Annotated in this window: 22 protein-coding genes and 1 pseudogene; 9 read left to right on the top strand and 14 right to left on the bottom strand. The window is 63.1% G+C overall.

Going from position 1 to position 26,023, the window contains the following annotated elements:
* Position 1 precedes the first annotated feature (1 nt).
* The 3 genes from HMI59_RS24270 to HMI59_RS24260 form a co-directional block, all read right to left on the bottom strand.
* The gene (locus HMI59_RS24270; RefSeq protein WP_193594458.1) at positions 2 to 373 is read right to left on the bottom strand and encodes a TIR domain-containing protein; all 372 of its coding nucleotides are present in this window, start codon (positions 371 to 373) and stop codon (positions 2 to 4) included.
* Positions 374 to 488: 115 nt separating this feature from the next.
* On the bottom strand, positions 489 to 737 hold the full coding sequence (locus HMI59_RS26155) for a site-specific integrase (RefSeq protein WP_227471734.1): 249 nt from the start codon (positions 735 to 737) through the stop codon (positions 489 to 491).
* A 356-nt stretch (positions 738 to 1,093) separates the two neighbouring features.
* A complete protein-coding gene (locus tag HMI59_RS24260) occupies positions 1,094 to 1,963 on the bottom strand; it encodes an ATP-dependent DNA ligase (protein ID WP_255527692.1) in 870 nt (289 codons plus the stop codon).
* Between the two features lie 71 nt (positions 1,964 to 2,034).
* Between HMI59_RS24260 and HMI59_RS24255 the strand changes: the two genes are divergently transcribed.
* Complete coding sequence (locus tag HMI59_RS24255; RefSeq protein ID WP_227471732.1) at positions 2,035 to 3,198, top strand: tyrosine-type recombinase/integrase; 1,164 nt, start codon at positions 2,035 to 2,037, stop codon at positions 3,196 to 3,198.
* Complete coding sequence (locus HMI59_RS24250) at positions 3,195 to 5,666, top strand: site-specific integrase (RefSeq protein WP_193594455.1); 2,472 nt, start codon at positions 3,195 to 3,197, stop codon at positions 5,664 to 5,666. Before HMI59_RS24255 ends, HMI59_RS24250 begins: the two co-directional genes overlap by 4 nt.
* Positions 5,667 to 5,804: 138 nt before the next feature.
* On the opposite strand, the gene HMI59_RS24245 is transcribed toward HMI59_RS24250, so the two are convergent.
* The 7 genes from HMI59_RS24245 to HMI59_RS24215 form a co-directional block, all read right to left on the bottom strand.
* Positions 5,805 to 6,212, bottom strand: a complete 408-nt coding sequence (locus HMI59_RS24245; protein WP_193594454.1) for a four-helix bundle copper-binding protein — start codon at positions 6,210 to 6,212, stop codon at positions 5,805 to 5,807.
* Positions 6,213 to 6,359: 147 nt separating this feature from the next.
* Positions 6,360 to 7,238 carry a F510_1955 family glycosylhydrolase gene (locus HMI59_RS24240; protein ID WP_193594453.1) on the bottom strand — a complete coding sequence of 293 codons (879 nt, stop codon included), beginning with the start codon at positions 7,236 to 7,238 and terminating at the stop codon, positions 6,360 to 6,362.
* An 89-nt stretch (positions 7,239 to 7,327) separates the two neighbouring features.
* A complete protein-coding gene (locus HMI59_RS24235; protein WP_193594452.1) occupies positions 7,328 to 7,954 on the bottom strand; it encodes a DUF305 domain-containing protein in 627 nt (208 codons plus the stop codon).
* 160 nt (positions 7,955 to 8,114) lie between these two features.
* Complete coding sequence (locus tag HMI59_RS24230; RefSeq protein ID WP_193594451.1) at positions 8,115 to 8,573, bottom strand: DUF6153 family protein; 459 nt, start codon at positions 8,571 to 8,573, stop codon at positions 8,115 to 8,117.
* 89 nt (positions 8,574 to 8,662) lie between these two features.
* Positions 8,663 to 10,819: a copper-translocating P-type ATPase gene (locus HMI59_RS24225; RefSeq protein WP_193594450.1), complete on the bottom strand. Its 2,157-nt coding sequence runs from the start codon at positions 10,817 to 10,819 to the stop codon at positions 8,663 to 8,665.
* 71 nt (positions 10,820 to 10,890) lie between these two features.
* Positions 10,891 to 11,202, bottom strand: coding sequence for a heavy-metal-associated domain-containing protein (locus HMI59_RS24220; protein ID WP_193594449.1), 312 nt, complete (start codon positions 11,200 to 11,202; stop codon positions 10,891 to 10,893).
* Positions 11,203 to 11,375: 173 nt separating this feature from the next.
* Entirely contained in the window at positions 11,376 to 12,275 is a 900-nt protein-coding gene (locus tag HMI59_RS24215; protein ID WP_370583601.1) for a multicopper oxidase family protein, read from the bottom strand.
* A 121-nt stretch (positions 12,276 to 12,396) separates the two neighbouring features.
* Here HMI59_RS24215 and HMI59_RS24210 point away from each other — a divergent pair.
* Positions 12,397 to 12,603 (top strand): annotated as a pseudogene (locus HMI59_RS24210) (hypothetical protein); the annotation flags it as partial.
* 156 nt (positions 12,604 to 12,759) lie between these two features.
* Complete coding sequence (locus HMI59_RS24205) at positions 12,760 to 13,599, top strand: aldo/keto reductase (RefSeq protein WP_193594448.1); 840 nt, start codon at positions 12,760 to 12,762, stop codon at positions 13,597 to 13,599.
* Between the two features lie 117 nt (positions 13,600 to 13,716).
* On the opposite strand, the gene HMI59_RS24200 is transcribed toward HMI59_RS24205, so the two are convergent.
* The 4 genes from HMI59_RS24200 to HMI59_RS24185 all read right to left on the bottom strand — a co-directional run bounded on the left by HMI59_RS24200 (position 13,717) and on the right by HMI59_RS24185 (position 19,534).
* A complete protein-coding gene (locus HMI59_RS24200; protein ID WP_193594447.1) occupies positions 13,717 to 15,318 on the bottom strand; it encodes an APC family permease in 1,602 nt (533 codons plus the stop codon).
* A 112-nt stretch (positions 15,319 to 15,430) separates the two neighbouring features.
* Positions 15,431 to 17,083 carry a GMC family oxidoreductase gene (locus tag HMI59_RS24195; protein ID WP_193594446.1) on the bottom strand — a complete coding sequence of 551 codons (1,653 nt, stop codon included), beginning with the start codon at positions 17,081 to 17,083 and terminating at the stop codon, positions 15,431 to 15,433.
* Positions 17,084 to 18,571: an aldehyde dehydrogenase family protein gene (locus HMI59_RS24190; RefSeq protein ID WP_193594445.1), complete on the bottom strand. Its 1,488-nt coding sequence runs from the start codon at positions 18,569 to 18,571 to the stop codon at positions 17,084 to 17,086.
* Positions 18,572 to 18,919: 348 nt separating this feature from the next.
* Positions 18,920 to 19,534, bottom strand: coding sequence for a TetR/AcrR family transcriptional regulator (locus tag HMI59_RS24185; protein ID WP_193594444.1), 615 nt, complete (start codon positions 19,532 to 19,534; stop codon positions 18,920 to 18,922).
* A gap of 255 nt (positions 19,535 to 19,789) precedes the next feature.
* Here HMI59_RS24185 and HMI59_RS24180 point away from each other — a divergent pair, with 255 nt between their 5' ends.
* From HMI59_RS24180 to HMI59_RS24160, 5 genes are all read left to right on the top strand, one after another.
* Positions 19,790 to 20,494 (top strand): FadR/GntR family transcriptional regulator, encoded by a 705-nt coding sequence (locus tag HMI59_RS24180; RefSeq protein WP_193594443.1) that lies wholly within the window; start codon positions 19,790 to 19,792, stop codon positions 20,492 to 20,494.
* The gene (locus tag HMI59_RS24175; protein WP_193594442.1) at positions 20,491 to 21,213 is read left to right on the top strand and encodes a hypothetical protein; all 723 of its coding nucleotides are present in this window, start codon (positions 20,491 to 20,493) and stop codon (positions 21,211 to 21,213) included. Before HMI59_RS24180 ends, HMI59_RS24175 begins: the two co-directional genes overlap by 4 nt.
* A gap of 305 nt (positions 21,214 to 21,518) precedes the next feature.
* The gene (locus HMI59_RS24170) at positions 21,519 to 23,021 is read left to right on the top strand and encodes an aminobutyraldehyde dehydrogenase (protein ID WP_193594441.1); all 1,503 of its coding nucleotides are present in this window, start codon (positions 21,519 to 21,521) and stop codon (positions 23,019 to 23,021) included.
* Between the two features lie 108 nt (positions 23,022 to 23,129).
* Complete coding sequence (locus HMI59_RS24165; protein ID WP_193594440.1) at positions 23,130 to 24,398, top strand: D-arabinono-1,4-lactone oxidase; 1,269 nt, start codon at positions 23,130 to 23,132, stop codon at positions 24,396 to 24,398.
* 19 nt (positions 24,399 to 24,417) lie between these two features.
* Complete coding sequence (locus HMI59_RS24160; protein WP_227471731.1) at positions 24,418 to 25,989, top strand: APC family permease; 1,572 nt, start codon at positions 24,418 to 24,420, stop codon at positions 25,987 to 25,989.
* Positions 25,990 to 26,023 lie beyond the last annotated feature (34 nt).

The raw sequence follows: 26,023 nt of genomic DNA, 5'->3' as shown, positions 1-26,023 counted from the left end.
ACTAAAGTGAATCGATGAAGTTGCTGATGTTGGCGTCGCTCCAGATGACAGTGCTGACTCCCGGGATCGACGTCCGATCGTCGCTGTAGGCCCAGATTCCCTGGACTGGTTTCCCCTCCTCACGAGCGCAGGCGATCTCCCACTTCTGGCCCGTGGACGTGGAGGAGTTCTTGCTTACGAGCACAATCACTCCATCTGATCGCTTGATGCGAGTGCGAACCTTGTTCTGCCAGTCTGACTCGTAGGCTTCTTTCACCGACATATCAATGAACTCATACGGTGCCCGGGGCGACAGCGACTGTCCTTTGAGGAAGTCGCGCTGCCTTTCATCCTCGATTGCGAACGCGACGAAAACTACTTTATTTCCTGCCAACTTTGCATCTCCTAATAATGATTAGTGCGTTTGAACAATCATAACTAGCTGGTCTGACAGAGTTTCCGGTTGATCGTCACCGGGGCGCAGTGTTCCAGCGCCGCGGGCAATCGGGTCACGCTCCCGACCCGCTCGAGGGGGATTTACGCAACCACCCAACGAAACGTCCCAGGTCTTCAAGGCGCACGGAACGCCACGACACACCCGCCTGATCCAAAAAGGCGAAGTAGTCCCGCAAGTCAAAGGCATACGATCTCACCGTCTCTGGTGAACGATCGATAACACTTAAAATGAGCCAGGAACCGGTCGACGGGAGCGACGACCTCGAAGCGCGGATCAACAACGGTCCACGAACCCGACCCATCCGGTAACACCACCTGCTGAACAGTCCACGGCATACGGTCTCCCTCGCCGATCCGTCACGGATAGGTCAATACCAGCACGCGAAGGAAACAGGCTCATGAACACGTGGACAACACCACAGGTAATCAAATTTGGAAGGCCAGGAGCGGTGCACCACACTCCGGCGGCTACATCGAAGACAGCCCAAAAAGGGCTACAGGAAAACCATGTTCGACTAACCATACTCCCGCGGCCCGACAATATAAGTCGCCCGGGGCGGCGTGGACGGCTTGCGCACAATGGGGACAGCTTTGAGCTGTGCGGAGGGCTCCACCTGCCGGCCAGTGTGCACAACCCGTCCACCGCGGCTGGTAGGAGCTACCTTTCCAGGTGCGGCGGGAGTTCGACGTCGGAGGCGTCCAGCTCGGGCCTTGGCCGAACGTAACTGACACCGTGTCTGAAGGATTTTCCGGTCCAGGCGACGTCGGCCGATATCTCGACCACGATGGGCTCCACCAGTGTCAGGTGAACCGGGCCTTTGTCTTTGGTGAATCTGTTCAGCGAGGTTTCGCTGATCTCTTCCGGCCAGGGATGGCCGGGCAGGGCCGGGCGGAGCTGGCGGCCCAGCTCATGCCCTACCCGGGTGGAAAGGACCGTGGAACGGCCGACGATCCGCAGCTGCCCATCGACGGGCAAGCCGGCGATGATGGCCTGAGGTTGCGTTATCGGGCCGATGACGGCCGCGCAGACCGCATCGAAAGTGCTTTTTGTCTTCAGCTTCAACCAGGAGCGCGAGCCATCATATGGCTGCGCCCCTCCCTTGAAGACCAGCCCTTCCACGCCTGTGGCGGGCAGGTCCTTCCACCAGGTCTTCGCCAGGTCCATGTCCGTGGTGGTGGGGGAGAGGTTCAAAGGAGCGGCCCAGTCCCGGGCCAGTTCCTCGAGCAGCTGCCGGCGGCCTGTGAACGGAACACCCCGGATGTCCTGCCCGGCAACGGCCAGCACGTCGAAGGCCACGAAAGACGCCGGAAGGTGGTGGACCAGTGCCGGCAGATCCGCCCTGGAGCTGATCATGCGGCGCTGCAACGCCTCGAAGTCCAGCCGGTTCCCGTTCCAGATGACCGCCTCACCATCGAGGACCACGCCGGGCGGCACCCGGGCCTGCACAGCTGCGCGGAGCTCAGGAAAGATCCTCGAAAGTTCTTTGCCCTGCCGGCTCCAAAGCGTAACCCCGTCAGAATTGCTCAAAATGATCGTGCGGCATGTTAACTGCACTTTGTGTTGGTTTTTTGGCAATCACCGACAGGGAAACTAGGTGGATGATGGAGAGCTTGGGCAGAGTCGTTTCCTCGAAGGTTGGTCTTCCATACCGGCTGATCTTCCCGGACACCGAGCAGGAGACAGTCTCCTCCTTCCTGCGCGACCTTGCAGCGTCCGACTGTTCTCCATCGACATTGCGCAGTTACGCCTACGATCTGCTCCGATGGTTCCGCTTCCTCTACGGACGTTTCGTTCCGTGGGAACGAGCCGACCGGTTGGACGTCAGGGCTCTGGTGGAGCACATGCGAGCTACCCCGACGGCCAACGCCATCAGACGGCGGAACGAAGGTCCTGCCATCACCAACGTCGTGACCCAGAAACGCGGGCCCGGGGCGACATTCTCAGCGAATTCGATCAATCACCAGCTGACAGTCTTGTCGAGTTTCTATGACTTCGCACTGGAGATGAATCTTGGGCCGTTGATGAACCCTGTGCCACGACAGCGCGGATTCGGTCCGAGGGCATACGCGCACCACAATCCCATGGAACAGTTCCGTCCGCCTCGCCGTGGAACCTACCGGCAACGCGTCCCAAAGCCAGCATGGCGGGGGATCCCGGACAGGGCCGTGGCGTCAATCTTTGACAGCTTGAACAATCATCGCGACCGGGCCTTGATGTCATTTTGGCTCAGCAGCGGTGCACGGGCTGAGGAACTGCTCGGTTTGCGGCACGGCGACTACGACTTTGGCGAACACACGCTCGTAGTGACAAGCAAAGGAACCCGCAACCGCGACATGGTGCCTGCCAGCTCTGACGCTTTCGTGTGGCTGGCGTTGTATATGCGTGAAGGCCAGCCTTCTTCCCCTGGCGATCCGGTTTGGTGGACGCTGCACGCGAAGAACCGCCGCCCGCTTGGCTATTCAGCGGCACGGCAAATGTTCTCCCGCGCCCAGAAACAGCTGGGATCGAATTGGACCCTCCACGACCTGCGCCACACCGCCGCCGAGCGGATGATCGCCGATCCTTCCTTCACGCTCGTGGATGTCCAGACCGTTCTCCGGCACGCGAACGTCACGACCACCACGATCTACACCCAACCGAGAATGGAGGACGTCCTGGAGAAGGTCCTTGAGCACTACGCCCGGCCCAAGCCGGCACCACTAGGCATCGAACCGGAATACGACGACGTGGCCTTACGTGAATTGCTTGGACTCGGCGAATGAACGGTATCAACACGGTTACGGATCCCAGATCCCCTGACCAGGTCGCAGCTGCCCAAACCTACGCGCGGACAAGGGAAATGAAGGTGGCGCCCGACAGCATGGTGGACGCCATCCACAGGGCGCGAGGTCGTCAAGCCTTCGACGCAGGAACCCTGGGACCGCAGGACCCGGAGTGGGAGTTCCGGAATCTTCAGACGCTGGGGCTGGAGGAAGCAACCGCCTGGGTGCAAGGGGTCAATGAGACCTTCACGAGCGGTCCGAAATACCTGGCGATGACCAAGCAGGCCACTCGGGTTGTCCTCGGATGGCTGGCCAAGTTGCCGGGGGACACCTGGGATGAGAGGTGGTTTGCCTCTGGCCTGGACGAGGCACCCCGCGATGGCATGACCCAGCTGAGCGAACGTTTGGGCCGACCAACGAAGATCGTCAGCCTGGGCGTGACGACCCTTGTCCGTTCGCGACTGATCCGTCCCTCCTACGAGTGGATGTTTTCCGCCAGCCAATGGAACTCCCGCGGACGAGCAGTGTCGTTTCTCGAAGTCGCAGAACCCGAGGCACTTGTCCGGTTGAGAGCCCTTCCCCAGTACCGCGCCGCCCACGATCTCATCCGCAACAATGCGGAGAACGCCATTGCCCGGGTCATGGTGCGCACCGGCAAGCGTTTGAGCCAACTAACCGGCGAGGACGTGCTCGCCTATTCGCATCTGGCTAGGATGAACCGGCGTCACGCCAAGGAACACCTGGCGTGGGAGCTGCTTGTCGCACTGGGACCTCTTGCGGGGGAACCGCCGACCCTGCGCGCGGCGTGGCACGCCAACGTGGTGAACCGGCGGCACACGGTCGAAACACTGGTCAGACGGTACGGGATCCCTGCCTCTGAGGTGACGAACATGCTGATTGACTACTTGGAAGAGCTCAAACCGAACATGGACTATAGCTCTCTTGAGGGGCTGGCCTACCGGCTCATCCGTTTGTTTTGGGCAGAAATCCTCGACATTAACCCGGATCAGCAAGATCTCCGCCTGGCGCCCCATGTCGCGGCGCAGTGGCGCGAACGTATCAAAGTCACCCTTTCGGGGTTGCCCCGACGCGAAACAGCTTCGACATACTTCGCTGTCCGTGCCCTCTACCGCGACATAGCCGAGTGGTCACACGAACAACCAGAACGATGGGCGATCTGGGTGGCGCCCATTCCATTGCCACGGGCTGAGTCAAGGGTCCAGTCCAAACAGCGCCGCCAAGTGAAAGCGCGAATGCAGCAACGCACCCGTTCACTCACGCCCCTGTTGCCAGCGTTCATGCGCTCAGCAGAGGAACTGCGTAGCCACGGAAACGCGTTGCTGGAAAGGACCTTGGCCGCCGCCGACGGGGAGACTTACACCGTCGAAGGAGTTACTTACCGGCGGGACCACCCGCCCATGAGGGCTAAGACCAACGCGAGGGTCAGGGTGTGGGCTGAGGTCATGTCCGCGTCAGAGGGGGCCAGGCCGCCGGTCCCTGTGGGGAAGAAGGCTGATGTCACTGCGGTGGAAGCTGAAGGGTTCTGGGGTTGGGCTGTGGCCTCAACCCTCAAAGAGACGGGGGTTCGGATAGAGGAGCTCCTGGAACTGACGCAGTTGTCCCTGCGCCACTACATCGCCCCAACTACGAACACGATCGTGCCCTTGCTGCACATCGTGCCATCGAAGAATGATCAGGAAAGACTGATCCCGATGTCCCCGGAGCTCGTGAAAATTCTGGTGGAAGTCCAACGCCGTGCCCGTGGATCGGGCGATCACGTGCCGCTGTCCATGCGCTACGACACCAACGACAAGACCTTCAGTGAAGCCTTACCCCACCTGTTCGCCAGGCTAGTAGGTCCTACCCAGAACGTCTTGTCGGGCCACTACGTCCGAAAAATGCTCATCAACATCGCCGCCCACGCCGGTCTGAGCGATGGCGGCCTGCCAGTGACGTTCACGCCCCACGACTTCCGCCGGTTGTTCGCTACCGACCTTGTGGGCTCGGGGCTTCCCCTGCATATCGTGTCGACACTTCTGGGCCATCTGAACCTGGAAACCACCCGCGGCTACACCGCGGTGTTCCCGGAGCAGGTCATCCAAGCCCACCACACGTTCATTGAACGACGCAGACAAACCCGCCCGGACTACGAACAGCGGCCGGCCACAGACGCGGAATGGACAGAATTCGAGCAACACTTCCTGCTGCGTCGTGTCGCTCTCGGAACCTGCCACCGCCCCTATGCAACCCCGTGCGTGCACGAACACGCCTGCATCAAATGCCGATTCCTTCAAGTCGACCCAGCCCAAGCCGGCCGCATCGAAGAGATGACCGTCAACGCCGAAGAAAGGCTGGAAGAAGCCCGCACCCACCAATGGCTCGGCGAAGTCCGGGCCCTGGAGGAAAACCTTATCCACCTCCGCAAACGACGGGAGGAAGCGGCGCGGACCAGCAACACCATCCAGTAGACCCGTTCGCTTAGAGACGGAAGATCGCCTACAAAATTCTCGTGTGCTCAGGCAACGATGAGCGTTTGATTGCGGTTGAGATTCCGGGACGCTCTCGTGGCCTGCGACGGCTCCGCTGGCTGTGAGCTGATTGGTGTTCTAGCCCAGGGTGGCCAGGAGTTGGTTGCAGGCTTGTTCGCAGCGGCGGCAGGCTTCGGCGCAGACGGCGCAGTGTTCGTGCATGTCGGCGTGCTGTCCGCACTCGTCGGCGCAGCTCGCGCAGGCGGCCGCGCAGGCCTGCAGGATGGCCTTGGTGATGTTGGCGTCGTAGCCGGTGCGGCGGGAGAGGACGTTGCCGGTGGCGGCGCAAATGTCGGAGCAGTCCAGATTGGTCCTGATGCATTTGGTCAGATCCGCGACCATGTCTTCACCGAGACAGGCGTCAGCGCAGGCTGTGCATGTTTGAGTGCACTCGAAACATGCAGCGATGCATTCGGCGAGTTTTTCTGTGTCGATACCGCCAAGGTCCTTCGGGTAGGTGTCAAGCATGGAGCTGATGTGCGTCATGATGTTCTCGCTTCCATTGAACCGCTTGGTTTTGATGGGGCCCGTAGGGCCCTACTTTGGCATGTACCCGGTCCGGAGGAGCGGCAAACGGGGCCAGCCTGTTATTGGCTGGCTGGCCCCGCTTGGGGCCGTCTCAAGGAAGGGTTGTTACCGTTCGTCGGCGGGACGGAACGCGCCGCCGGCGTCGGTGGAGACCACGATCCCGTCCGTTGTAGCGGCCCAAAACCACGGGCTGCCGGTGGATCCGTTGACTGCAGCGATTGCCTGCACTTTGCCGTCGATGCGTCCCTTCCGGGTCCAGGTAAGCCCCGCGTCGGGGGAATAGTAGGTGTTCCCGTCAGGGGCGGCACCGACGACTTCGTCCGGGTCAGCGAACGCGGTGAACTGGATCACTGGTCCATTGGGTACCAAGTCCCAGGTTTTACCGCCATCGGTTGAACGCTGGATCCCGGCCTCAGTGGTTGCCAGGACGGTGTCAGTGTCAGGATGCCCGGCAAGGACTGCCGGGGCGAAACCGGCAGCCACAGTGTCCCAAGCTTTCCCATCTCTGGTGAAGCGGAGCTGCCCGTCGAAGGCGATGATCCCGGATTTGGTCGCTGCCATGGCGTGGAAGTCCGATTCTCCCTGGCGGGAGAGCTGTTCCCAGGTCTTGCCGCCGTCGGTGGATTTCAGGAGCCCGAGCGGGTTGGGCAACGAAGACCCGGGGCCGGGGTGGCCTGAGGCGTAGAAGACACCATCGGCGCCGGCGGTGAAACCCATCAAGTCATTGGTGTCGCCGATCTTCGTGGAGGGGTTCTTGGTCATGTCGAACAGGCCGTCATGGGTGGCCAGCAGGACCTGACTGGGTTCACCGCTGACGGTGAGTCCGTGCACGTGGCTGCTGGGCAGTGCCTTGTCAGTGCTGTGGTTTGGGGAGGCCGTGGACGCGGCCTGGGTGGTTTGCGAACAGGCAGCCAGGGCAGGAACGAAAGCCAGGGCGGCGGCCAGTGCTGCTGCCCGAAGGAAGCGCGGTTGGGGTGAAGGCATGGAAAAGCTCCAGAAAATGGGCGTAACAAGGGGAGGATGGGATGCGGCAGGTGGCCGGCCCGTTGCCGGGCCAGCCACCTGGCGACTGCTCACAGGGTGGTCAGCAGTTGCTGCATCTCTTTGATCTCAGCTTCCTGGGTGGCCACGATGTCCTTGGCCAGCTGGACGGCGTCGGTGTTCTTGCCGCCGGTGGTCTCGGTCTTGGCCATTGTCAAGGCACCTTGATGGTGGGCGACCATCTGGGTAAGGAAGAGCTTCGCGGCTTCGGTTCCTTGGGCTGCTTCCAGCTTGGCCATGTCATCGGCGCCCATCATGCCTTCCATGCTGTGCCCGCCTGCCATCGCGGTGGGTTCGTTCCACCCGTTGAGCCAGCCGGTCATCTTTTCGATCTCCGGACCTTGGGCGTCCTTGATCCTGGTTGCCAGGGCGGTTACCTCGGCGTGGATGCCCTGCTTCTTGAGGATCATCTCGCTCATCTCCACGGCCTGGGCGTGGTGGGGAATCATCATTTGGGCGAACATTGCATCGGCGGAGTTGTGGTCACCGCCCTGTGCAGCACTGGATGCGGCTGGGCTGGAGCTCATGCCCATGCTGCCGTGGTCCATGCCGGGCATGGATGTCCCGGATGATCCCGGAGTCCCGGTGCCGCACCCGGCCAGGGCCAGGGCTCCGGCGAGGGCTACGGCGGAGAGAGGGAGAAGCTTTTTCGTGTTCATCAACATTTTGTCCTTCACAGAAGCGTCATGGGGTGCGAAGCGCCCATGACTGGATGCAGGGTGCCGCACACCGGAAAGTGCCCGGGCGGGCAAGAAGGCGCTGCCGCGATGGCAGCCATCAAGACATGGCGGTCCCGGGATGACGGGCCGCTGACGAGGTCTATGTTCGGCTGATGGACAGCTCGCCTGGTGAAGGACTTCCGGGGCGATAGGACCACCGAGTGCAGGCTTGCGCCTGCAGGGCGGTAACCGTTGAGGCTGGCGCGGCGGTGGCGTCCGGCAGGGGAGCGGTGAGGCTGCCGGTGGCCAGTGACGGGATGCACGAGCCGGCCATGACGTGCTCGCTGGGGCAGTTCCCCGAGCAGGAACACTGCGCCTGCCCCACGGTGCCGGTCCCGGCCGCAGCTGAGGATATCGGTGCGTGGCTGCCCTGCCCCCCGGGTGTGCCGTGGGCAGCGGATTCCGATAGGGAGGCCCTGGTGATGGACGTTGCGGCCTGCGAGGTGTGACCACCGGTCATGACGATGTGCATGCCCAGGACCCCGGCGATCAGCGCCAGCACGGCGGCCAGGAGACCCGCGTGCAGGAAGGGCCTGGTCAGGGCCGGTTGTGCTCGCATGGTCCTTTCTCCTTCTGCTGCTCCGGGTGGTGATTCCACACTACCGGCCCGGTATGACCGGGCCGGTCGTCGTCCAGTCGTCCATGGGGTCAACGAACCTGGGAGGGGTTCAGTTTCACCCGGCGCAGCAGCTGGGCGTTCAAGGCGACAACGATCGTTGATACTGACATCAGCACCGCTCCGGCCGCAGGCGACAGGATGACCCCTGCGAAAGCCAGGACACCTGCGGCCAGGGGCACGGCGATGATGTTGTAGCCGGTGGCCCAGACGAGGTTCTGCCACATCTTGGTGTAGCTGGCCCTGGACAGGTCAACCATGGACAGCACGGCGCGGGGATCGTTCCCGGCCAGGATCACCCCTGCCGATTCCATGGCCACATCCGTGCCGGCACCAATCGCGATGCCTACTTCCGCCCGGGCCAGGGCCGGGGAATCGTTCACGCCATCACCGACCATCGCGACCTTCAACCCCCGTGCCTGCAGCTCGGCGACTTGCTTGTCCTTATCGGCCGGGAGGACTTCGGCGAAGACCTCGTCTATGCCCAGTTCCGTGCCCACGGCCGTGGCGACCTGCTGCGCGTCACCGGTGACCATTGCGACTTTCACGCCCCTGGCCTGCAGTGCCTTCACCGCATGGCGGGACTCCGGCCGGACCGCGTCTTCGAGACTGACTGCCCCGAGGATCCTGCCTTGGTCAATGACGTGCAACACCGCAGCGCCGCGGCCCTTCCAGGCTTTGGTTGCAATGTGCAGGGCCTCCGGTTCGGTGAGTCCCAGCTCGCGCAGCAGGGCAGGTCCTCCGACTTGGACTGCGCGGCCGTCCACCGTGGCCCGCACGCCGCGGCCGGTCATTGAGGAAAACTTGGACGCTGCCGGCAGATCCAGTGCCTTGGCCTCGGCGGCCCGCACGATCGCCCGCGCGACGGGGTGTTCGCTGTCCGACTCCACAGCCGCGGCAAGGGCCAGCAACTCATCGGGGGTGGTCCCCTCGACGGCGGAGGCGTCCTTCAGTTCGGGCTCGCCCTTGGTCAGGGTGCCGGTCTTGTCGAACAAGACCACATCGATGGTCCGCATCCTCTCCAAAGCCATCCGGTTCTTGATCAGCACCCCGGCCCGGGCTGCCTGTTCGGTGGAGATCGCGATGACCAGCGGGATCGCCAGACCCAAGGCGTGGGGGCAGGCGATCACCAGTACGGTGACGGTGCGGGTTACGGCTTCGGGCAAGCTGCCCAGCAGGATCCAGACGATGAAGGTGATGACACCGGCGATGGCGGCGAAGTAGAACAGGAACGCCGCCGCCCGGTCAGCCAACGCCTGGGCTTTGGAAGAGGACGCCTGCGCTTCGGCGACCAGGCGCTGGATCCCAGCCAAAGCCGTGTCCTCGCCCACTGCCGTGACCTTGACCCGGACGGTGTTATCCGTTGCGACGGTCCCGGCGACGACCTGGTCCCCGACACCGCGGGGCACGGTCTTTGATTCACCGGTGATCATGGACTCGTCGAACTCCGCGACTCCGGCGACGATGGTCCCATCGGCAGGCATCCGGGCACCCGAACGGACCAGCACAATGTCTCCGGAGGCCAGCTCAGCGACGGGCACCGTTTCAACGCCTGTGTCGGTCACGCGCTCAGCTTCGTCAGGCAACAGCGCGGCGAGGGCATCCAAAGCCCCCTGGGCCGAGCCCAGGGCGCGCATCTCGATCCAGTGCCCGAGCAGCATGATGGCGACCAGCAGCGCCAGTTCCCACCAGAAATCCAGGTCGAAGTTCCCGATCCGCAGGCTGGTCGCCCAGGAAGCGAGGAACGCGACGCTGATCGCCATCGCGATCAGCAGCATCATGCCCGGCTTGCGGGACTTCAGCTCGTTGAATCCACCCTTGAGGAAGGGCATGCCCCCGTAGAAGAAGATGACGCTGCCCAGGACCGGGGGGATCCACGCCGAGCCGGGGAACTCCGGAGGCATGTACCCAAGAAGGTGGGCGAACATCGGACTGAAAAACACCACAGGGACCGACAGGGCCAGGGTCAGCCAGAACCTGTCCTTGAACATCGCCGTGCTGTGCCCGGCGTGCTGCCCGTGGCTGTGCACGGCGTGATCATCATCCCGTCCGTGACCATGATGGCCGCCGTGATCCTGCTGCTGCTCGTGACCCTCGTGGCCGGCGGACGCGTGGTGGGGATGTGTTGTATGGTCCGGTTCCGCTTCCTCGACCGGCGAGGGGATGTGGTGGTGGTTGTGCTCTGTCATGACGTGCTCCTCCAGGAACGGCCCGCGCACACCGGCCCATGCGGGGGGCGGGGCTGGCCGTGTTGTGTGCACTAGCGGTTGATGATGCCGTATCCGGCGGCCGTGACGGCCGCGGCGATGATGTCCGATCCGGCGGTGCCGGTGACCAGAAGGCGGGAGACCCCGCCTGGGATGAGCTCGATCGTGGCGGAGTCAACGCCGTCGACGTTTGCCACGGCGCGCTCGACCTTGGTGACGCAGCCGCCGCAGGTCAGGCCTTCAACGCCGTACTCAACATCAGCAACGGGGGAGGGGACCGTGAGGGTTTGGGAAGTGGAGCAGCACGCGCAGCCGGAGGAGGACGCGGACGTCAGCGGCAGTTCGGTGCGGGGAGGGGTTTGCATGTCAGTTATCCATTCCTGGCAAATGTGCGATGGAGTGCTGTGGTTGAACGGTTGTGAAGAGGGCTAAGCCTCCGAGACATACCTGGTTCACTGACAACAGTTACAAGATACCCCCGGGGGGTATCGTTGGCAAGTGCTTTTTGTTACTCTCCGAATGGTCCTGGAAGCGACGTTCAACGGGCTTCGATGGCGCCCATCATGCCGAGGTCTTCGTGATCCAGGATGTGGCAGTGATAGACAGAGCGTCCGCTGAAGTCCTTGAATGCGATTCTGACCGTCATCTGTCCGTTTGCGGGGACGTTCACCACGTCCTGCCAGATGACCTGGTCGTTGTCGTGGCCGTTCTCGTTGATAATTTGCATTGGCCAGATATGGAGGTGGAACGGGTGATCCATGGGGCTGGCGTTGGTCAATGTCCACTCCTCCACGTCCCCGGCCAATACCGTCGTGTCTGTTCGGGTTTGGTCGAATTTCTTGCCGTTAATTGTGAAGCTCATGCTGCCCCCGCTCATAGACATGCCGGTGGCCAGGGCAATCCGCCGGCGAGTAGCTAGGGGCGCTGCCCGTAAGTCTCCGGGCACTTTTTGGAGGGGTACTGACGGGAGGGACGCGACCGGTTCGCCGGTCACGTGAAGAGTGGCCAGCGCGGTACCGTTCGATTGGTCTGCTGGGCTCCGTGGTCCGCGCCCCGGTCTCATCATTGCCTCCATGGTTCCCCGGTCCTGGTACAACGCGCGCAGGACGGAGTCGCCGGTTGCTGTGGTCACGAGAAGGTCTGCCCGGTTTCCGGGCGTGAGAATAAGTTCTGCCAGTGGCTTCGGTGTCGGGAAGCGGCCGGAGTCAACGCCTATGAGCTGCAACTGCTGATCGTCAAGACGTAGCCGGAGGTAGCGGGCTACGCATGCGTTGATGATTCGCCACCTTTCACGCTGTCCAGGGCGGGCACTGAGTTGCGGATTGCTTTGACCGTTGACCAGGATCAGGTCACCCTCCCGGCCCATCGTTCGCTCCATGTCCGGGATCGCAGCGATATTGCCAAGGCTGTCGAGAGTGGTGTCCGAAATGACCAGCACCCGCTCCACACTTGCCTCGATCGGCGCGGGGTCCTCGACGATGATCGCTCCAAAGAGGGCCTGCGAAGATCTGATCGGCGACCGTGCCGTGATGGTGGGGGTGATACCAGTACACGCCCGGAGCGATGGCCTCGACGTGCCAGGTTCCCTTGCCGGCGTGCACCGTGCACTGTCCAAGGCCGGCAATTCGCTGGCCACGACGGCAGAGGCTGCGGCCATGCTGCGGCTGGCCGTTGGTCCGGTCCCGGTGGGCGCGCTGTCCGTACGGCGCCGGGCCGAATCTGTTTTTGAACAGGTCGCCGACGCCGAACGCCTCCTTTCGTACTGACTGAAGGCCAATGGACTGAAGACCGCCCGGATAAGTGTGCAGCGCGTGCAACTACCGGCGTGCGCGCTTATTCCACTGAAGCAATAAGTTAAGCGGATAGCTGATCTGCGTAATATTTGGTGCTTTGAGCAACTTCATGCTGGCAGGATTGCAGACATGACTTCCTCACCAACGCTTACGTTCAACGACGGCAACACCATTCCCCAGCTCGGCTACGGGGTATGGCAGGTTGAAGACGATGTAGCCGAAAAGGTGGTCCGCCAGGCATTCGAGGCCGGCTTCCGCCACATCGATACCGCCAAGATCTACGGCAACGAATCCGGCGTTGGCCGTGCCATTGCCTCCTCCGGCCTCTCCGCCGAGGAAATCTTCATCACCACCAAGCTGTGGAACGCCGACCAGGGCTACGAGGCAACGCTGGAGGCCTTCGAGAAGTCCTTGGACCGCCTCGGCATCGAAACGCTGGACCTGTACCTGATCCACTGGCAGCAGCCCAAGCAGGACAAGTACGTGGACACCTGGAAGGCCCTGATCGAGCTGAAGAAGCGTGGTCGAGTCAAGTCCATTGGTGTCTCCAACTTCACCACCGAGGGCCTGCAGCGCATCATCGATGAGACCGGCGTTGTCCCGGCCATCAACCAGATTGAACTGCACCCCTTCTTCAACCAGTCCGAGCTGCGTGCCTTCAACGCTTCCAAGGGCATCCTCACCCAGGCCTGGTCCCCGCTGGGCCAGGGCGGCGAACTGCTGGAGAACCCCACAGTCGCTGGGATCGCGGCCAAGCACCAGGCCACGCCCGCCCAGGTGGTTATCGCCTGGCACCTGGCCATCGGCAACGTCGTCATCCCCAAGTCCGTCACGGAATCCCGCATCCAGGAGAACTTCGCGGCCCTGTCCGTGAAGCTGGACGATGCCGACGTCGAGGCCATCAACGGTCTGGACCGCGGCACCGAAGGCCGCATCGGCCCGGACCCGGCGGTTTCCGACTTCGCCTAGTCCCGGCACGCGAATGCCCCGCACCCGGTTGGGTGCCGGGGCATTCGTCGTTAAGGCAGCGCTCGTCGTTGAGGTACCGCTCGCGAAGGTACGACGGCGGGTGGCCGGGTGCCGCGGTCAGGCAGCGGTTGCGCCCTCGCCACCTGCGCCGGAGGCAGCCGGCTGTGGTTCCGCGCCCGAGGATGGATGAGCTGCCACGTTCGCGGCGTGCTCAGCCAGGATGCCTGTCTGGTGCCGGATCTTCAGTCGGTAGAGGAGGGCCCCACCCACGGTGACAGCGGCCACGAAGATCACTCCACCCCACTGCAGGTACCACTCGAAAGGCGGCACGGAGTTGTAGATCTCCTGCCGTGGCCAGATGAGGTTGATGGTCATGGCAGCGCCCCACAGCACGGCCAGGAGGTTCACCGGCAGGCCCCACTTCCCCAGGGAGAAACCGGACTCGGAGCCGGGTGCGTCCGCGATCGGCCACTTCTTCAGGAACCGCTTGCGCAGCAGTGGAACCGTGACCAGGAGGTACGACAGGTAGATCAGCACAATGCTGATGCTGGACAGGATGGTGAAGATGGCCGGCTGCATCACGTTGATGAGCAGCGGAATCACGGCCAGCACGCCGATCACGATGGCTGCCACGGTGGGCGTCCGGCGGACCGGGTCCACCTTGCTGAGCTGGCGGCTGAACGGGAGGTTGTTGTCCCGGGCCATGGCGAACATCATGCGGATCGCGGCGGCGTGGACGGCCAGCGTACAGACCACCACGGCGACTACGATGCACACCAGGAACGCCTTGCCGAAAGGCCCGCCGAGGACACCGAGCACAATGTGCTGGAGCCCGCCGTCGGCTGCGCCCACCTTGGGGTCGGTGAGGTCCGGTGCTGCCAGGATGCCGAACAACAGGATCAATCCGCCCAGGAGGAAGGACGCCGTGACCGCCCGGATGATCGCTTTCGGTGCCGTCTTCTTGGGGTCCTTGGTCTCCTCGCCCAAGGAACTGGCGGTGTCGAACCCGTACATGACGTAACCGGAGGCCATGGCACCGATCAGGAAGACGCCGAAGAAGCCGAGGTCGTGGCCTTCACCGAAGCCGGCCGTGTCGAAGAAGACTTCCGGACCTCGGACCACATGCCAGCCGAGCGCCAGGATCAGCAGCACCGCGGCAATCAGCTCCACGAAAACGCCGATGCTGTTGATTCGCGTCATGAGCTTGACGCCGAACGCGTTGATCAGCGTGGAAATGGTGATCATGATCGTCGCCAGAACCACACCGTTCATGGCGAAATCAAAGGGTCCGGTGCCGTCGCCCACAAACTGGAAGCCGGACCAAAGTTGGGGCAGGGTGATCTGCAGCGCCAGTGCTACAGATCCCAAGGCCATGATGGAGGACAACATCAGCAGCCAACCTGCCAGCCAGGACGGGGTCCCGGAAGAAAGCCGTTTGGCCCAGTTGTAGACCGACCCGGCCACCGGATAGCGGCCGGCAAGCTCGGCGAAGCAGAGGGCAACCATGAGTTGGCCTACGAAGACGATGGGCCAGGACCAGGCGTAAGCCGGTCCGGCCATGGAAAAGCCGAAATAGAACAGCTGGAAAACACCGGTAAGGATGGAGATATAGCTGACACCGGCCGCGAAACTGGCGAATTTGCCGATGCTGCGGTCCAGGGTCTGCGTGTAGCCAAATTCGTCCATGCCGCTTGAATCATTACTCTTGATGGGTTCCATGGTGGACTCCTAATCAGGAAAGCAAGATGGGATCGGCCGCCCTGGGGCGCGGCGAATCGAAGATTGCTGTGGTGGTTGTGCCCGGCAGGAACAGCCCCGCCGGGCTTGGCGCTTAGGCATACGAAGGCGAGAAATCCTCCTTTTCCCGTTCGAGGGCTGCGCCGTTGGCGTGAAGACGGCCGGACCGGATCAGATCAGCACACCGTTCGCCGATCATCATGACGGTGATGTTGGGGTTGACAGTGACGTGTTCGGGCATGACGGACGCATCGGCGACCCGGAGGCCGGTGACCCCCTTGACCCGCAACTCGGGATCCAAAGGTGACATGTCGTCGTCGTACGCTCCCATACGGACCGTGCCCACCGGGTGGTACACCGTGTTGTGGGTCTTGCGGATGTAATCCCGCAATTCCTCGTCCGTCTGCGCGTCTATGCCGGGCGAGAGCTCCCTGCCAGTCCATTCAGCCATCGCGGGCTGCGCGGCGATCTCCCGGGCCTTGCGGATGCCCGCAACCATGACGCGCATGTCGTGGCCTTCGGGGTCCGTGAAGTAGCGCGGGTCCACCATCGGCTTGTCGCGGAAGTCCCTGCTGCGCAGGCGAACCGTGCCGCGGGAACGGGCGTGGGTGACGTTCGGGGTGAGGCAGAAGCCGTTCTCCGTGGTGGGGTAGCCGTGGCGCACGGTGTGCATGTCGAACGGGACCGAGCCATAGTGCATCATCAGGTCGGGACGGTCCAGGCCGTCTTCGGTGGGGGTGAAGATGCCGATCTCCCACCACTGGGTGGAGGACTGCACCATGGGCTGCTTTGCCTCGAACTGCACCACGCCCTCGGGGTGGTCCTGCAGGTTTTCGCCCACTCCCGGAGAGTCGACCAAGGCCTCGATTCCGTGCTCCGCGAGATGTGCGGCCGGGCCAATGCCGGAAAGCATAAGCAGCTTGGGGGAGTCGATGGCACCCGTGGAGAGGATCACTTCCTGGCGTGCGGCGAGCCGGTGGGTGCGGCCGAACGCCGAGTCAACAACGTCGACGCCGGTGCAGCGCTTGTCCGCGTCGAACACCAGTGGGCGGGCCCGCAGGCCGGTCAGCAACGTGAAGTTGGGTCGCTCGATGATCGGGTGGATGTAGGACACCGAACTGGAGGACCGGGTGCCGTCCGAGCGGCGGTTGATCTGGAAGAAGTTGGCTCCGTTGACCACCGTGGTGCCCGTGTTGAACTTCGCCCGGGGAATGCCTGCCTGCTCGCAGGCATCCAGCAGTGCGACTCCGGAAGGATCTGCCGGCGGCACGTTCATCAGGTGCACAGGGCCCGAGTCTCCGTGGTGCGGGGAATCAGGACCGGCGTCCTCGTTCGTTTCCAAGCGCTTGTACAGTGGCCACGCGGCGTCGCCATTCCACCCCGTGGCGCCGTACTTCGTTTCCCACTCGTCCAGGTCCTCGCGGGGAGCCCAGAACGCGATACAGGAATTGTGGCTGGAGCAACCGCCCATGACTTTGGCACGGGCGTGCCGCATGAACGAGTTGCCGTTCTCCTGTGGCTCGATGGGGTAGTCCCAGTCGTAGCCGGATTCCAGCAGCTCCATCCAGCGGTCCAGCTGGAGGATTTCGGGCAGGTTCCGGTCGTCCGGGCCAGCCTCGACGAGGGCCACTGACACGTCCGGATCCTCGCTCAGCCTTGCAGCTATGGCGGCGCCCGCTGACCCGCCGCCGATCACGACGTAGTCGAACGCGCGCTCGCCGAGGTTCTCGATGTTGTCGAAGTGCATCTAGTTCTCCTTGCCGTGGTCAGCGAACCAGCCGGTTACCTGGGGGCTGGTGTTCTGGTAGATGTGCTTGGCTTCCTGGTACTCGGCCAGTCCCGTGGGGCCGAGTTCCCGGCCGACTCCGGACTGCCCGAAACCGCCCCATTCGGCCTGGGGGAGGTAGGGGTGGTAGTCGTTGATCCAAACCGTGCCGTGCCGAAGCCGCTTTGCCACGCGTTGTGCCTTGCCTGCATCCTGCGTCCACACGGCACCGGCCAGTCCGTAGATCGTGTCGTTGGCTGTGGCCACGGCCTCGTCCTCCGTCCGGAACGTCTCCACCGTCACTACTGGCCCGAAGGCCTCGTCGGTGACCACGGACATTCCCCGGGTGACGCGGTCCAGGACGGTGGGCTGGTAGTAGAACCCGGCGTCGTACGTCCCGCCTGCAACCGGCGCACCGCCGGTCCTCAACCGCGCGCCCTCTTGGAGGCCCCGCTGGACGTAGGCGTGGACCTTGTTCCGGTGGGCCGCGGAGATCAGCGGTCCGGTCTCGGCTTCATCGTCGAACGGGCCGCCCAGGCGGATGCTTCCGGCGCGGCGGACCAGCTCATTGACGAAGCGCTCGGCGATTGATTCCTCCACCACCAGCCGGGCACCCGCCGAGCAGACCTGCCCGGAGTGGACGAAGGCGCCGTTGAGGGCATTGTCGACGGCGGCGTCGAAGTCCGCGTCAGCGAAGACCACGTTGGGGTTCTTGCCACCCAGTTCCAGTGCTACTTTCTTGACCGTCGCGGCCGCCGCCGCGGCGATCCGCTTGCCGGTTTCCAGGCCGCCGGTGAAGGAGACAAGGTCGACGGCGGGATGTTCCGAAAGCGGTGCACCCGCCTGGGCGCCGGGTCCCGTCACGAGGTTCGCGACGCCGTCGGGCAGTCCCAGGTCCTGGAGGAGCTGCATGGCGAGGATGCTGGTGGAGGGTGTGAGCTCCGACGGCTTGAGCACGAAGGTGCATCCGGCTGCCAGTGCCGGGGCGATCTTCCACGCGGCCTGCAGGAGGGGGTAGTTCCACGGGGTGATGAGGCCGCAGACACCCACCGGCTCGTATTCGATCCGGCTGACGACGTCCGCGTTGCCGGCATCCACCAGTCTGCCCGCCTGTTGACCGGCGATCCTGCCGAAGTACTCGAAGCAGGCGGCGATGTCATCAATGTCGATCCGGCTCTCGATGATCCGCTTGCCGGTGTCCAGCGATTCGGCACGGGCGAACTTTTCCCGATGTTCCCTCAGCCCGGCCGCGACCTTCAGGAGGAAGGCGCCGCGCTCCGGTGCGGGTGTGCCCGGCCAGATCCCGGAATCGAAGGCCGCACGTGCGGCCTCGATGGCGCGTTCGGTGTCCTCCCTGCCGGCCTCGGATACGGTGACGACCAGTTCGCCGTCGGCGGGGTTGCGGATTTCGCGGACGGCGCCGGAGGCAGCTGCCTCCCATGAGCCGTTGATGAAAAGCGTTTTTGGCATGGATCTCCCTAGGAATTGGGCCCGGTGTTCAAATGTGGGCGGGTGTTTCAGGGGTCGGTGTCGAGGTTCCGGCGCGGCGTTTTTGGGTACAGCGCAGCTGCGCCTTGTAAGGCGCGGGGCTGGCGGGTGGCGCGGTGCTGTCCGGTGTGTTGAGTTATGCGGATTGGTTCAGCGTTGACGACTTTGCAAAGGATTGAAACTGGACGGGTGGTTTGCCGGCCCGGAATAGGTGTGTCCTAAGTCATAAAAGAACACTAAACCACTTTGAACGATCGTTCAAGCGTTTTGAGGCGAGATATATCAATACGCGTGTTTGTGACTCTGCCTCGTGAGGAGACTTGTGGCGAGCTACTTGGCGTCGCGCGCCGGGGCGAAGGCGATTTCCTCCGTGCGGGCGATGCTGCGCTGGATAGCGCCCTTGTCTATGCCCAGCAAGGAGGTCAGCCACATGCCGTTTTGGATGACGACGACGTCAGCGGCGCGGTCCCGGCATTCCTCCCGGGAAAGCTCGGGTGTGGCGTTGTTGATCAAGGTCGCGACGCCGTCGAGGTAGCGGTCGAAGGCGGCAGCGTTGATTTCCGCGTAGCCCTCGTCGGCCTGGGCCAGGGCCCAGAGGTGGAGGCGCAGGGAAAGGTAAGGGGTGGTCAGCAGGTCTGGGCCGGCGACGCGGCGCAGGGCCTGGCGGAGTTGATCGGTGGGATCTGCGTCCGGGTTTGTTGCGACGAGGAGGAGGTCGTCCTCATCCACGCGGCGCAGGGCCGCGCGGATGAGGCTCGTTTTGTCGTCGTAGTAGTAGTTCACCAGGCCCAGGGCCACTCCGGCTTCGCGGGACACTGCCCGCATGCTCACTCCGGCGATGCCGTGGCGCGAGAGCAGCTCCATGGCTGCGTCGAGGATGCGGGACTGCTTGTCCAGCTGTTCGCCGTTATTCTGCGCACCGTTGTTCAAGGCATTCTTCCCCATGAGGCCACACTATTGCCTAGGCTGCCGGGCGCGCACTTTGGGTCGGCGTCGAATAAGGCGGGTGGGTGGGAGAGCATCGTCGATGAGGCGTCCGAGTCCCACTTGTAAAACCTGGTAACAACGGCAATAAACTAAACTCTAAATTTTTGGTCCAGTAGGCTGGTGGGTGTGAAGTCCGGACCTAGCGAAGACCTTACGGTATCGCCTTCAGCGATCAGGCTGTTGCTGCTCCTTCGAGGCAGTGAGCCAGATGGCATGGGCCGGACTGAGCAGGTCACTTACATGCTGGAGACCGCCATCGCCATGGGAATCCTTGGTGAGGGCGAGAGATTGCCCCGCGAGTCGGTTTTTTCAGCAGAGCTGGGAATCTCATCTATTACTCTGCGGCAGGCGCTGAACACGCTCCGGATGAAGGGTGTGATCACCACTAGCCGTGGGCGCTCCGGCGGCAGTGTTGTCCAAAAGCCCAAGGAACCGTCGGCGGAGGACATCCGTGAAAAACTCCTCAAGACCAGTACTGAGGACCTGCGGGACATGTGGGATCATTGCGGCGCAGTGGCCGCGGCTTCGGCCAAGCTGGCTGCCCAGCGGGCTGATGACCAGGACATTGAATATTTGGCCGGGCTTGCTGCCCGGTTCGATCGAAGCACTACTGCCCAGGAGCGGCGCCGGGCTGACACGCGCTTCCATGTGACCCTTGGAGTCGCGGCACAATCAAGCCGCCTGACCGCGGCGATGCTGCAGATCCAGGCTGAGTTGTCCAGCTTCTTGTGGATCGAGCAGGACGCTGATTCGGCGGTGGCAGAGGCAACACGTGAACACGCGGACATTCTCCGTTGCATTGCCGAGCATGACCCGGTGGCGGCAGCTGCGGCCGCGGAGCTGCACAGTAACAGCGAGATGGAACGCATCATCAAACAGCACCTTCAGATGCTCATGGTGTCCGAGGAGGATGCATGACGGCCGACTCTTTGAACGAGATCCTGCAGCGCACGGCGCTGGCCGTTGCCACCAGTATCGACAGGGTCTTCGGCGAACTTCAGGTTCTCGAAGCGGAACTGGTCGCCGCAGCCGCGCACATGCCGGACGCTCCTGAAAGTACCCAGTTCTCTTTCCTTCAGCCACTCTTCGAAGAGCTACTGGTCAAGAACAGCCCTCTCATTGAGGGAGGCGGGATCGCGTATGCTCCTGGTTCCTTGGGGGACGCCGAGTATTGGCTGGAATGGTGGCGTATGCAGCCCAACGGCCAGCCGAAATTCATCGGCCACGACCTGAACCCCGGATCCATCCGCTACTACGACTACGCCACCAGGGACTGGTTCAAAGTCCCGGCCGCAGCAGGGCATCCAATCGCCGTTGGCCCGTATATCGACATGGGAGGAATCGACGTCAATACCGTCACCCTCACTGTGCCGGCCCTGACCAGCCATGGAACCCACGTGCTGGGGTGCGACCTTTCGCTGTCGACCCTGGAAGGAATCTTTTTGCGTGCCGTCCGGACCCCGGAGCCTCCCTTGGCCCTGGTGGGCCGAAACGGACGCATCATCGCCTCGAACTCACCACGCCTGGTGATCGGCACCCGCGCCGCCGTCGATGAAGCAACGGAAACTGTGCTCGTAGCGCCAGAGAAGTACGACGTTCTTCCGTGGACCCTGCTGGTCATGGACCAGCAACAGTAGCTTCCCTACCCCCCAACTTTTCCTGACCAAATCAGGGCTCGCCAGGGCGCTCCCGTGTCTCTCAGTGGACCTTGGCATGCCCGCTTGACGGCGTGCCCACCTCGCAACCTCCACGGGCGCGCCGCCGTCGGGCGCTCGACATCTTAGCGTTTCCGCAGGTCAGCGGACTTGTCCAAAAGTTTTTCAAAAAAGTTTCCGTCCAGCTATTGAATTTAAGATGTACTTTATTATCTTTTAAGTGTGACAGTCCCCACAGGGGGTCGTGATCCAAACCATTAGCTGTTCTGCAACGGAGTCTGAAAACTATGAACGCCACGCTTACCACCACAGCCGTACGCCGCGGCAGTGACGCCGAACTCGTCGCGAAGGATGAGTTTCCGCCGCTGCAGCATTTCATCGACGGAGCTTTTGTCGATGGGGAATCCGGTGGCCGGACACCGGTGGTCAACCCAGCCAATGGGCGTCTGATCTGCGACGTGCCCGAGGGAACCGCCGGGGACGTTGACGTGGCCGTGACCGCCGCACGGCGTGCGCAGGGCCCATGGGGTGAGCTGACGCCGGCCGAACGCTCCGCAGTCCTGCTGAGCGTCGCCGAGAGGATCGAAGAGCACGGTGACGTGCTGGCACGGCTGGAGTCCCTGAACACGGGCAAGCCACTGGCAACGTCCCTGGACGATGTCGCCGGTTCCGTGGACACGTTCCGGTTCATGGCCGGCGCTGGACGCGCACTGACCTCGCTGGCCGCGGGCGATTACGCCGCGGACCACACCTCCGTGATTCTCCGCGAGCCCGCGGGTGTCGTGGGCGTCATCACCCCGTGGAACTACCCGCTGCTGATGGCAGCCTGGAAGATCGCCCCGGTCCTGGCCGCCGGCAACAGCCTGGTCCTTAAGCCCTCCGAGCAGACACCACTGACCACCCTGAAGCTCGCCGAGATCATCGCCGACGTCCTGCCTGCCGGTGTCTTCAACATCGTCACCGGCCTGGGCCCGGGCGTGGGGGAGCGGTTGGCAACCCACCCTGACATTGATCTTGTTGCCCTGACCGGAAGCGTCAACAGCGGCAAGGCCGTCGCCGCCGCAGCCGGTGACACCGTCAAGCGGGTGCACCTGGAACTCGGTGGCAAGGCACCCGTTGTGGTCTTCGCCGACGCCGACCTGGCCGCCGTCGCCGAGTCCCTGCGCACGGCAGCGTTCTACAACTCCGGCCAGGAATGCGGTGCCGCGTGCCGGGTCCTGGTCCACGAATCCGTCGCCGAAGAATTCACCGGCCTGCTGGTCGAGCAAGTCCGCTCCTTCGTCGTTGGCGACCCGACCGCCGGAGACGACGTCGAGATTGGCCCGCTGGTCTCCGAAGCCCACTTCAACCGCGTCGCAGGCTTCTTGGAACGGGCGAAGAAGGACGGCCTCACCGCAGCCATCGGCGGTGCCCCGCTCGACGGCCCGGGCTTCTTCATTGCCCCCACCGTCCTGACCAACGTCCCCGCCGGGGCCGAGGCAAGCCAGAACGAAATCTTCGGCCCCGTGGTCACCATCGAAACCTTCTCCGACGAGGACGAAGCCATCAAACGGTCCAACGAAACCCCGTACGGCCTGGCCGCCTCGGTCTGGACCCGCGACGCTGCCCGCAGCATCGACGTTCCCCGCAAGCTGCACTTTGGCACAGTCTGGGTCAACTCCCACCTGGTCCTTGCCAACGAAGTGCCCTGGGGCGGATTCAAAGGCTCCGGCTACGGCCGTGACCTGTCCATCTACGCCCTGGAGGACTTCTCCCGTACCAAGCACGTGATGATCAACCACGCCCGCTAAGGACACCCCAACCATCAGGGGGCACCACCAAAGCTCCCAGATGACACCGCAACAAAAATTCCGGGGCGGCAAAGCCGCCGCCCCGGACCAACTGAAGGAAGCATTCACATGCCTCAGCAGCTCTATCCCCTTCCCCCCATCACCCATGACACGGAAACCCCATGGACCAACTGGGGCGGCAACCAGTCCTGCACCCCTGCCTTCACCGTCCGCCCGAAGACAGAACAGGAAGTCCTGGAGACCGTCCGCTTCGCGATCAAGGAAGGACTGCCCGTCCGCGCCGTCGGCGCCGGTCACTCCTTCACCCCGCTCGTTCAGACCGGCGGGATCCTCATGGACCTCCGGCTCCTTTCCGGCCTGACCGGAGCGGACACCAACACCAACCGCGTCCGCATGTACGGCGGAACCCGCATCAGCGACGTCGGAGCCCCGATGTGGGAAAAGGGCCTGTCCTTGACCAACCAAGGCGACATCGACAAGCAGGCCATCGCCGGCGCGATCGCTACCGGAACGCACGGCTCCGGCATCGAGCTTGGAAGCTTCTCCTCGGCCCTGCGCTGGGCCAAGATCGTCAACGGCCACGGCGAAATCATCGAGGTCGGCGAAGACCAGCTCCGTGAGCTCAAGGCAGCGCAGGTCGCCCTGGGAACTTTGGGCATCATGGTCGAGGTCGAACTCCAGGCCTCCCCGGCCTATCACATCGAAGAAGAGATCACCTACCCGATGTGGGATGAAGTGGAGCGTGACTGGGAAGAGAACATCCGCAACAACCGCCACTACTCCTTCATCTGGTGTCAGGACAACGGCTCGGCAGAAATGTACGAACTGCCCACCCCTGCCGGTGAATCCATGATCAACCGCACCTACACCAAGAAGTACCGGGCCGCGAACCTCAACGAACCGGCCGAACTCTCCACCACCGAAGGTGCACGGAAGGACCGCGCGTACAACATTTACGCCGGCGGCTACATGATCCCATTCCACGAACTGGAGTACTACGTCCCGGCCGAGCAGGGCCTCGAAGCGGTCAAGGCCGTCCAGAACCTGCTGCACACCACCCACAAGGACCAGAAATACCCGCTGGAAGTCCGCTGGGTGAAGGGCGACGAAGGCTACATCTCCCCGTTCTACAAGCGCGACACCACCGTCCTGTCCGTCTCCGGCGCACCGGGCACCAACTACTGGCCGTACCTGCGCGACCTCGATGCCCTGCTGGAAGACTTTGATGCCCGCCCGCACTGGGGCAAGATCCACTTCATGACGCGCGAACGCATGCAGCGGGTCTTCCCCGAATACGACACCTTCGTCCAGGTCCGCAAGGAATTCGACCCCAACGGTGTCTTCCTCAATGACCACACCCGCGCCCTCGTCGGCTAACCGGTCAAGGAAAACTCACATGTCCAAACACCAAGACACGAGTGGACTCGACGAATTCGGGTACACCCAAACGCTTGACCGCAGCATCGGCAAGTTCGCCAGCTTCGCCGCAGGCGTCAGCTACATCTCCATCCTCACGGGTGTCTTCCAGCTCTTCTACTTCGGCTTCGGCACCGCCGGCCCGGCCTACGCCTGGTCCTGGCCGATGGTCTTCGTCGGACAGCTCATGGTCGCCCTGTGCTTCGCCGAGTTGGCCGGCCGATACCCGGTCGCCGGATCCGTCTACAACTGGGCCAAGCGCCTGTCCTCGGCGACATCGTCGTGGATGGCTGGTTGGTTGCTACTGATCTCCTCCATCGTCACCGTTGGCGCAGTTGCCCTGGCACTGCAGATCACCCTCCCGCAGATCTGGTCCGGCTTCCAGATCATCGGCGACGGCACCGGACCGTTCGACTTCGCCGTCAACGGCGTGCTGCTGGCCTCACTGCTGATCACCTTCACCACCCTGGTGAACGCCTTCGGCGTCAAGCTGACCGCACGCATCAACAGCACCGGAGTTTTCGTCGAACTCATCGCAGCCGTGCTCCTCGTCGCAGCCCTGGCTTTCCACAGCATCAACGGACCCGAGGTCCTCTTCGATGTCCAAAGCTTCGGCGAAGGCCAGCCTCTCGGCTTCTTCGGGGCGTTCCTGATCGCCTCAATGGCCTCCGGCTACGTCATGTACGGCTTCGACACCGCAAGCTCCCTCGGTGAAGAAACCAAGGACCCCAAGCGCACCGCACCCAAAGCCATCATCAGGGCCGTCACCGCGTCCTTCGTCCTCGGCGGGGCCCTGCTCTTCCTCGGCATCCTCGCCGCACCGGACCTCTCAGATCCGAAGCTCGGTGAGGCAGACGGCGGCCTGCAGTACATCATCCTTTCCGTGCTCGGCGGACCCTTCGGCAAGGCCTTCCTGATCTGCATCGTCGTGGCGATCATCGTGTGCACCCTGGCCATCCAGGCAGCCGCCATCCGCATGATGTTCGCCATGGCCCGGGACAACAACCTGCCCTTCAGCAAGCAGCTCTCCAGGGTCCACCCGGTCCGGAAAACCCCGACGGTCGCGTCCATCACCACCGGTGTGCTCGCCATCATTCCGCTGATCGTCAACATCTCCCAGCCGGCGATCTTCACGATCCTCTCCAGCATCGGCATCGTACTGATCTACATGGCCTACCTGCTGGTCACCATGCCCATGCTCCGCAACCGGTTCCTGAAGAAATGGCCGATCCAAGACGGCGCCGAAACAGGTTTCAAACTCGGCAAGTGGGGCTTTATCGTCAACCTCATCGCGGTTCTCTGGGGAGCAGCAATGACGGTCAACCTCATCTGGCCACGACAGGAAATCTACAACTCCGTACCGCCGTTCGAGTGGTACTTGCAATGGGGTGGTGTCATCTTCGTCGGATTCGTCATCGTCGCTGGGCTCCTGCTCTACCGGCTGCGCCTCCGCCACCGCACCGGAGTCCTGGCCGAGCACTCCGCAGCCCTCCATGGTTTCGCCGACGCCGGGAAAGATGACCAGTCCCAATCCGTCAAAGCCGCGCACTGACAAACCGAACCCAGATGTGCGGTGCCGCACACAG

The sequence above is a fragment of the Paenarthrobacter sp. YJN-5 genome (genome assembly GCF_015040095.1).
GTDB classification, from domain to species: domain Bacteria; phylum Actinomycetota; class Actinomycetes; order Actinomycetales; family Micrococcaceae; genus Arthrobacter; species Arthrobacter ureafaciens.
The sequence above is the reverse complement of the archived record's forward strand: the minus strand, read 5'-3'. Positions and strand labels throughout refer to the sequence as shown.

Coding starts and splice junctions, on each gene's coding strand:
- HMI59_RS26155 (WP_227471734.1), bottom strand. CDS start 737: ATGGGTCGGGTTCGTGGACCGTTGTTGATCCGCGCTTCGAGGTCGTCG.
- HMI59_RS24255 (WP_227471732.1), top strand. CDS start 2,035: ATGATGGAGAGCTTGGGCAGAGTCGTTTCCTCGAAGGTTGGTCTTCCA.
- HMI59_RS24250 (WP_193594455.1), top strand. CDS start 3,195: ATGAACGGTATCAACACGGTTACGGATCCCAGATCCCCTGACCAGGTC.
- HMI59_RS24245 (WP_193594454.1), bottom strand. CDS start 6,212: ATGACGCACATCAGCTCCATGCTTGACACCTACCCGAAGGACCTTGGC.
- HMI59_RS24240 (WP_193594453.1), bottom strand. CDS start 7,238: ATGCCTTCACCCCAACCGCGCTTCCTTCGGGCAGCAGCACTGGCCGCC.
- HMI59_RS24235 (WP_193594452.1), bottom strand. CDS start 7,954: ATGAACACGAAAAAGCTTCTCCCTCTCTCCGCCGTAGCCCTCGCCGGA.
- HMI59_RS24230 (WP_193594451.1), bottom strand. CDS start 8,573: ATGCGAGCACAACCGGCCCTGACCAGGCCCTTCCTGCACGCGGGTCTC.
- HMI59_RS24225 (WP_193594450.1), bottom strand. CDS start 10,819: ATGACAGAGCACAACCACCACCACATCCCCTCGCCGGTCGAGGAAGCG.
- HMI59_RS24220 (WP_193594449.1), bottom strand. CDS start 11,202: ATGCAAACCCCTCCCCGCACCGAACTGCCGCTGACGTCCGCGTCCTCC.
- HMI59_RS24205 (WP_193594448.1), top strand. CDS start 12,760: ATGACTTCCTCACCAACGCTTACGTTCAACGACGGCAACACCATTCCC.
- HMI59_RS24200 (WP_193594447.1), bottom strand. CDS start 15,318: ATGGAACCCATCAAGAGTAATGATTCAAGCGGCATGGACGAATTTGGC.
- HMI59_RS24195 (WP_193594446.1), bottom strand. CDS start 17,083: ATGCACTTCGACAACATCGAGAACCTCGGCGAGCGCGCGTTCGACTAC.
- HMI59_RS24190 (WP_193594445.1), bottom strand. CDS start 18,571: ATGCCAAAAACGCTTTTCATCAACGGCTCATGGGAGGCAGCTGCCTCC.
- HMI59_RS24185 (WP_193594444.1), bottom strand. CDS start 19,534: ATGGGGAAGAATGCCTTGAACAACGGTGCGCAGAATAACGGCGAACAG.
- HMI59_RS24180 (WP_193594443.1), top strand. CDS start 19,790: ATGGGCCGGACTGAGCAGGTCACTTACATGCTGGAGACCGCCATCGCC.
- HMI59_RS24175 (WP_193594442.1), top strand. CDS start 20,491: ATGACGGCCGACTCTTTGAACGAGATCCTGCAGCGCACGGCGCTGGCC.
- HMI59_RS24170 (WP_193594441.1), top strand. CDS start 21,519: ATGAACGCCACGCTTACCACCACAGCCGTACGCCGCGGCAGTGACGCC.
- HMI59_RS24165 (WP_193594440.1), top strand. CDS start 23,130: ATGCCTCAGCAGCTCTATCCCCTTCCCCCCATCACCCATGACACGGAA.
- HMI59_RS24160 (WP_227471731.1), top strand. CDS start 24,418: ATGTCCAAACACCAAGACACGAGTGGACTCGACGAATTCGGGTACACC.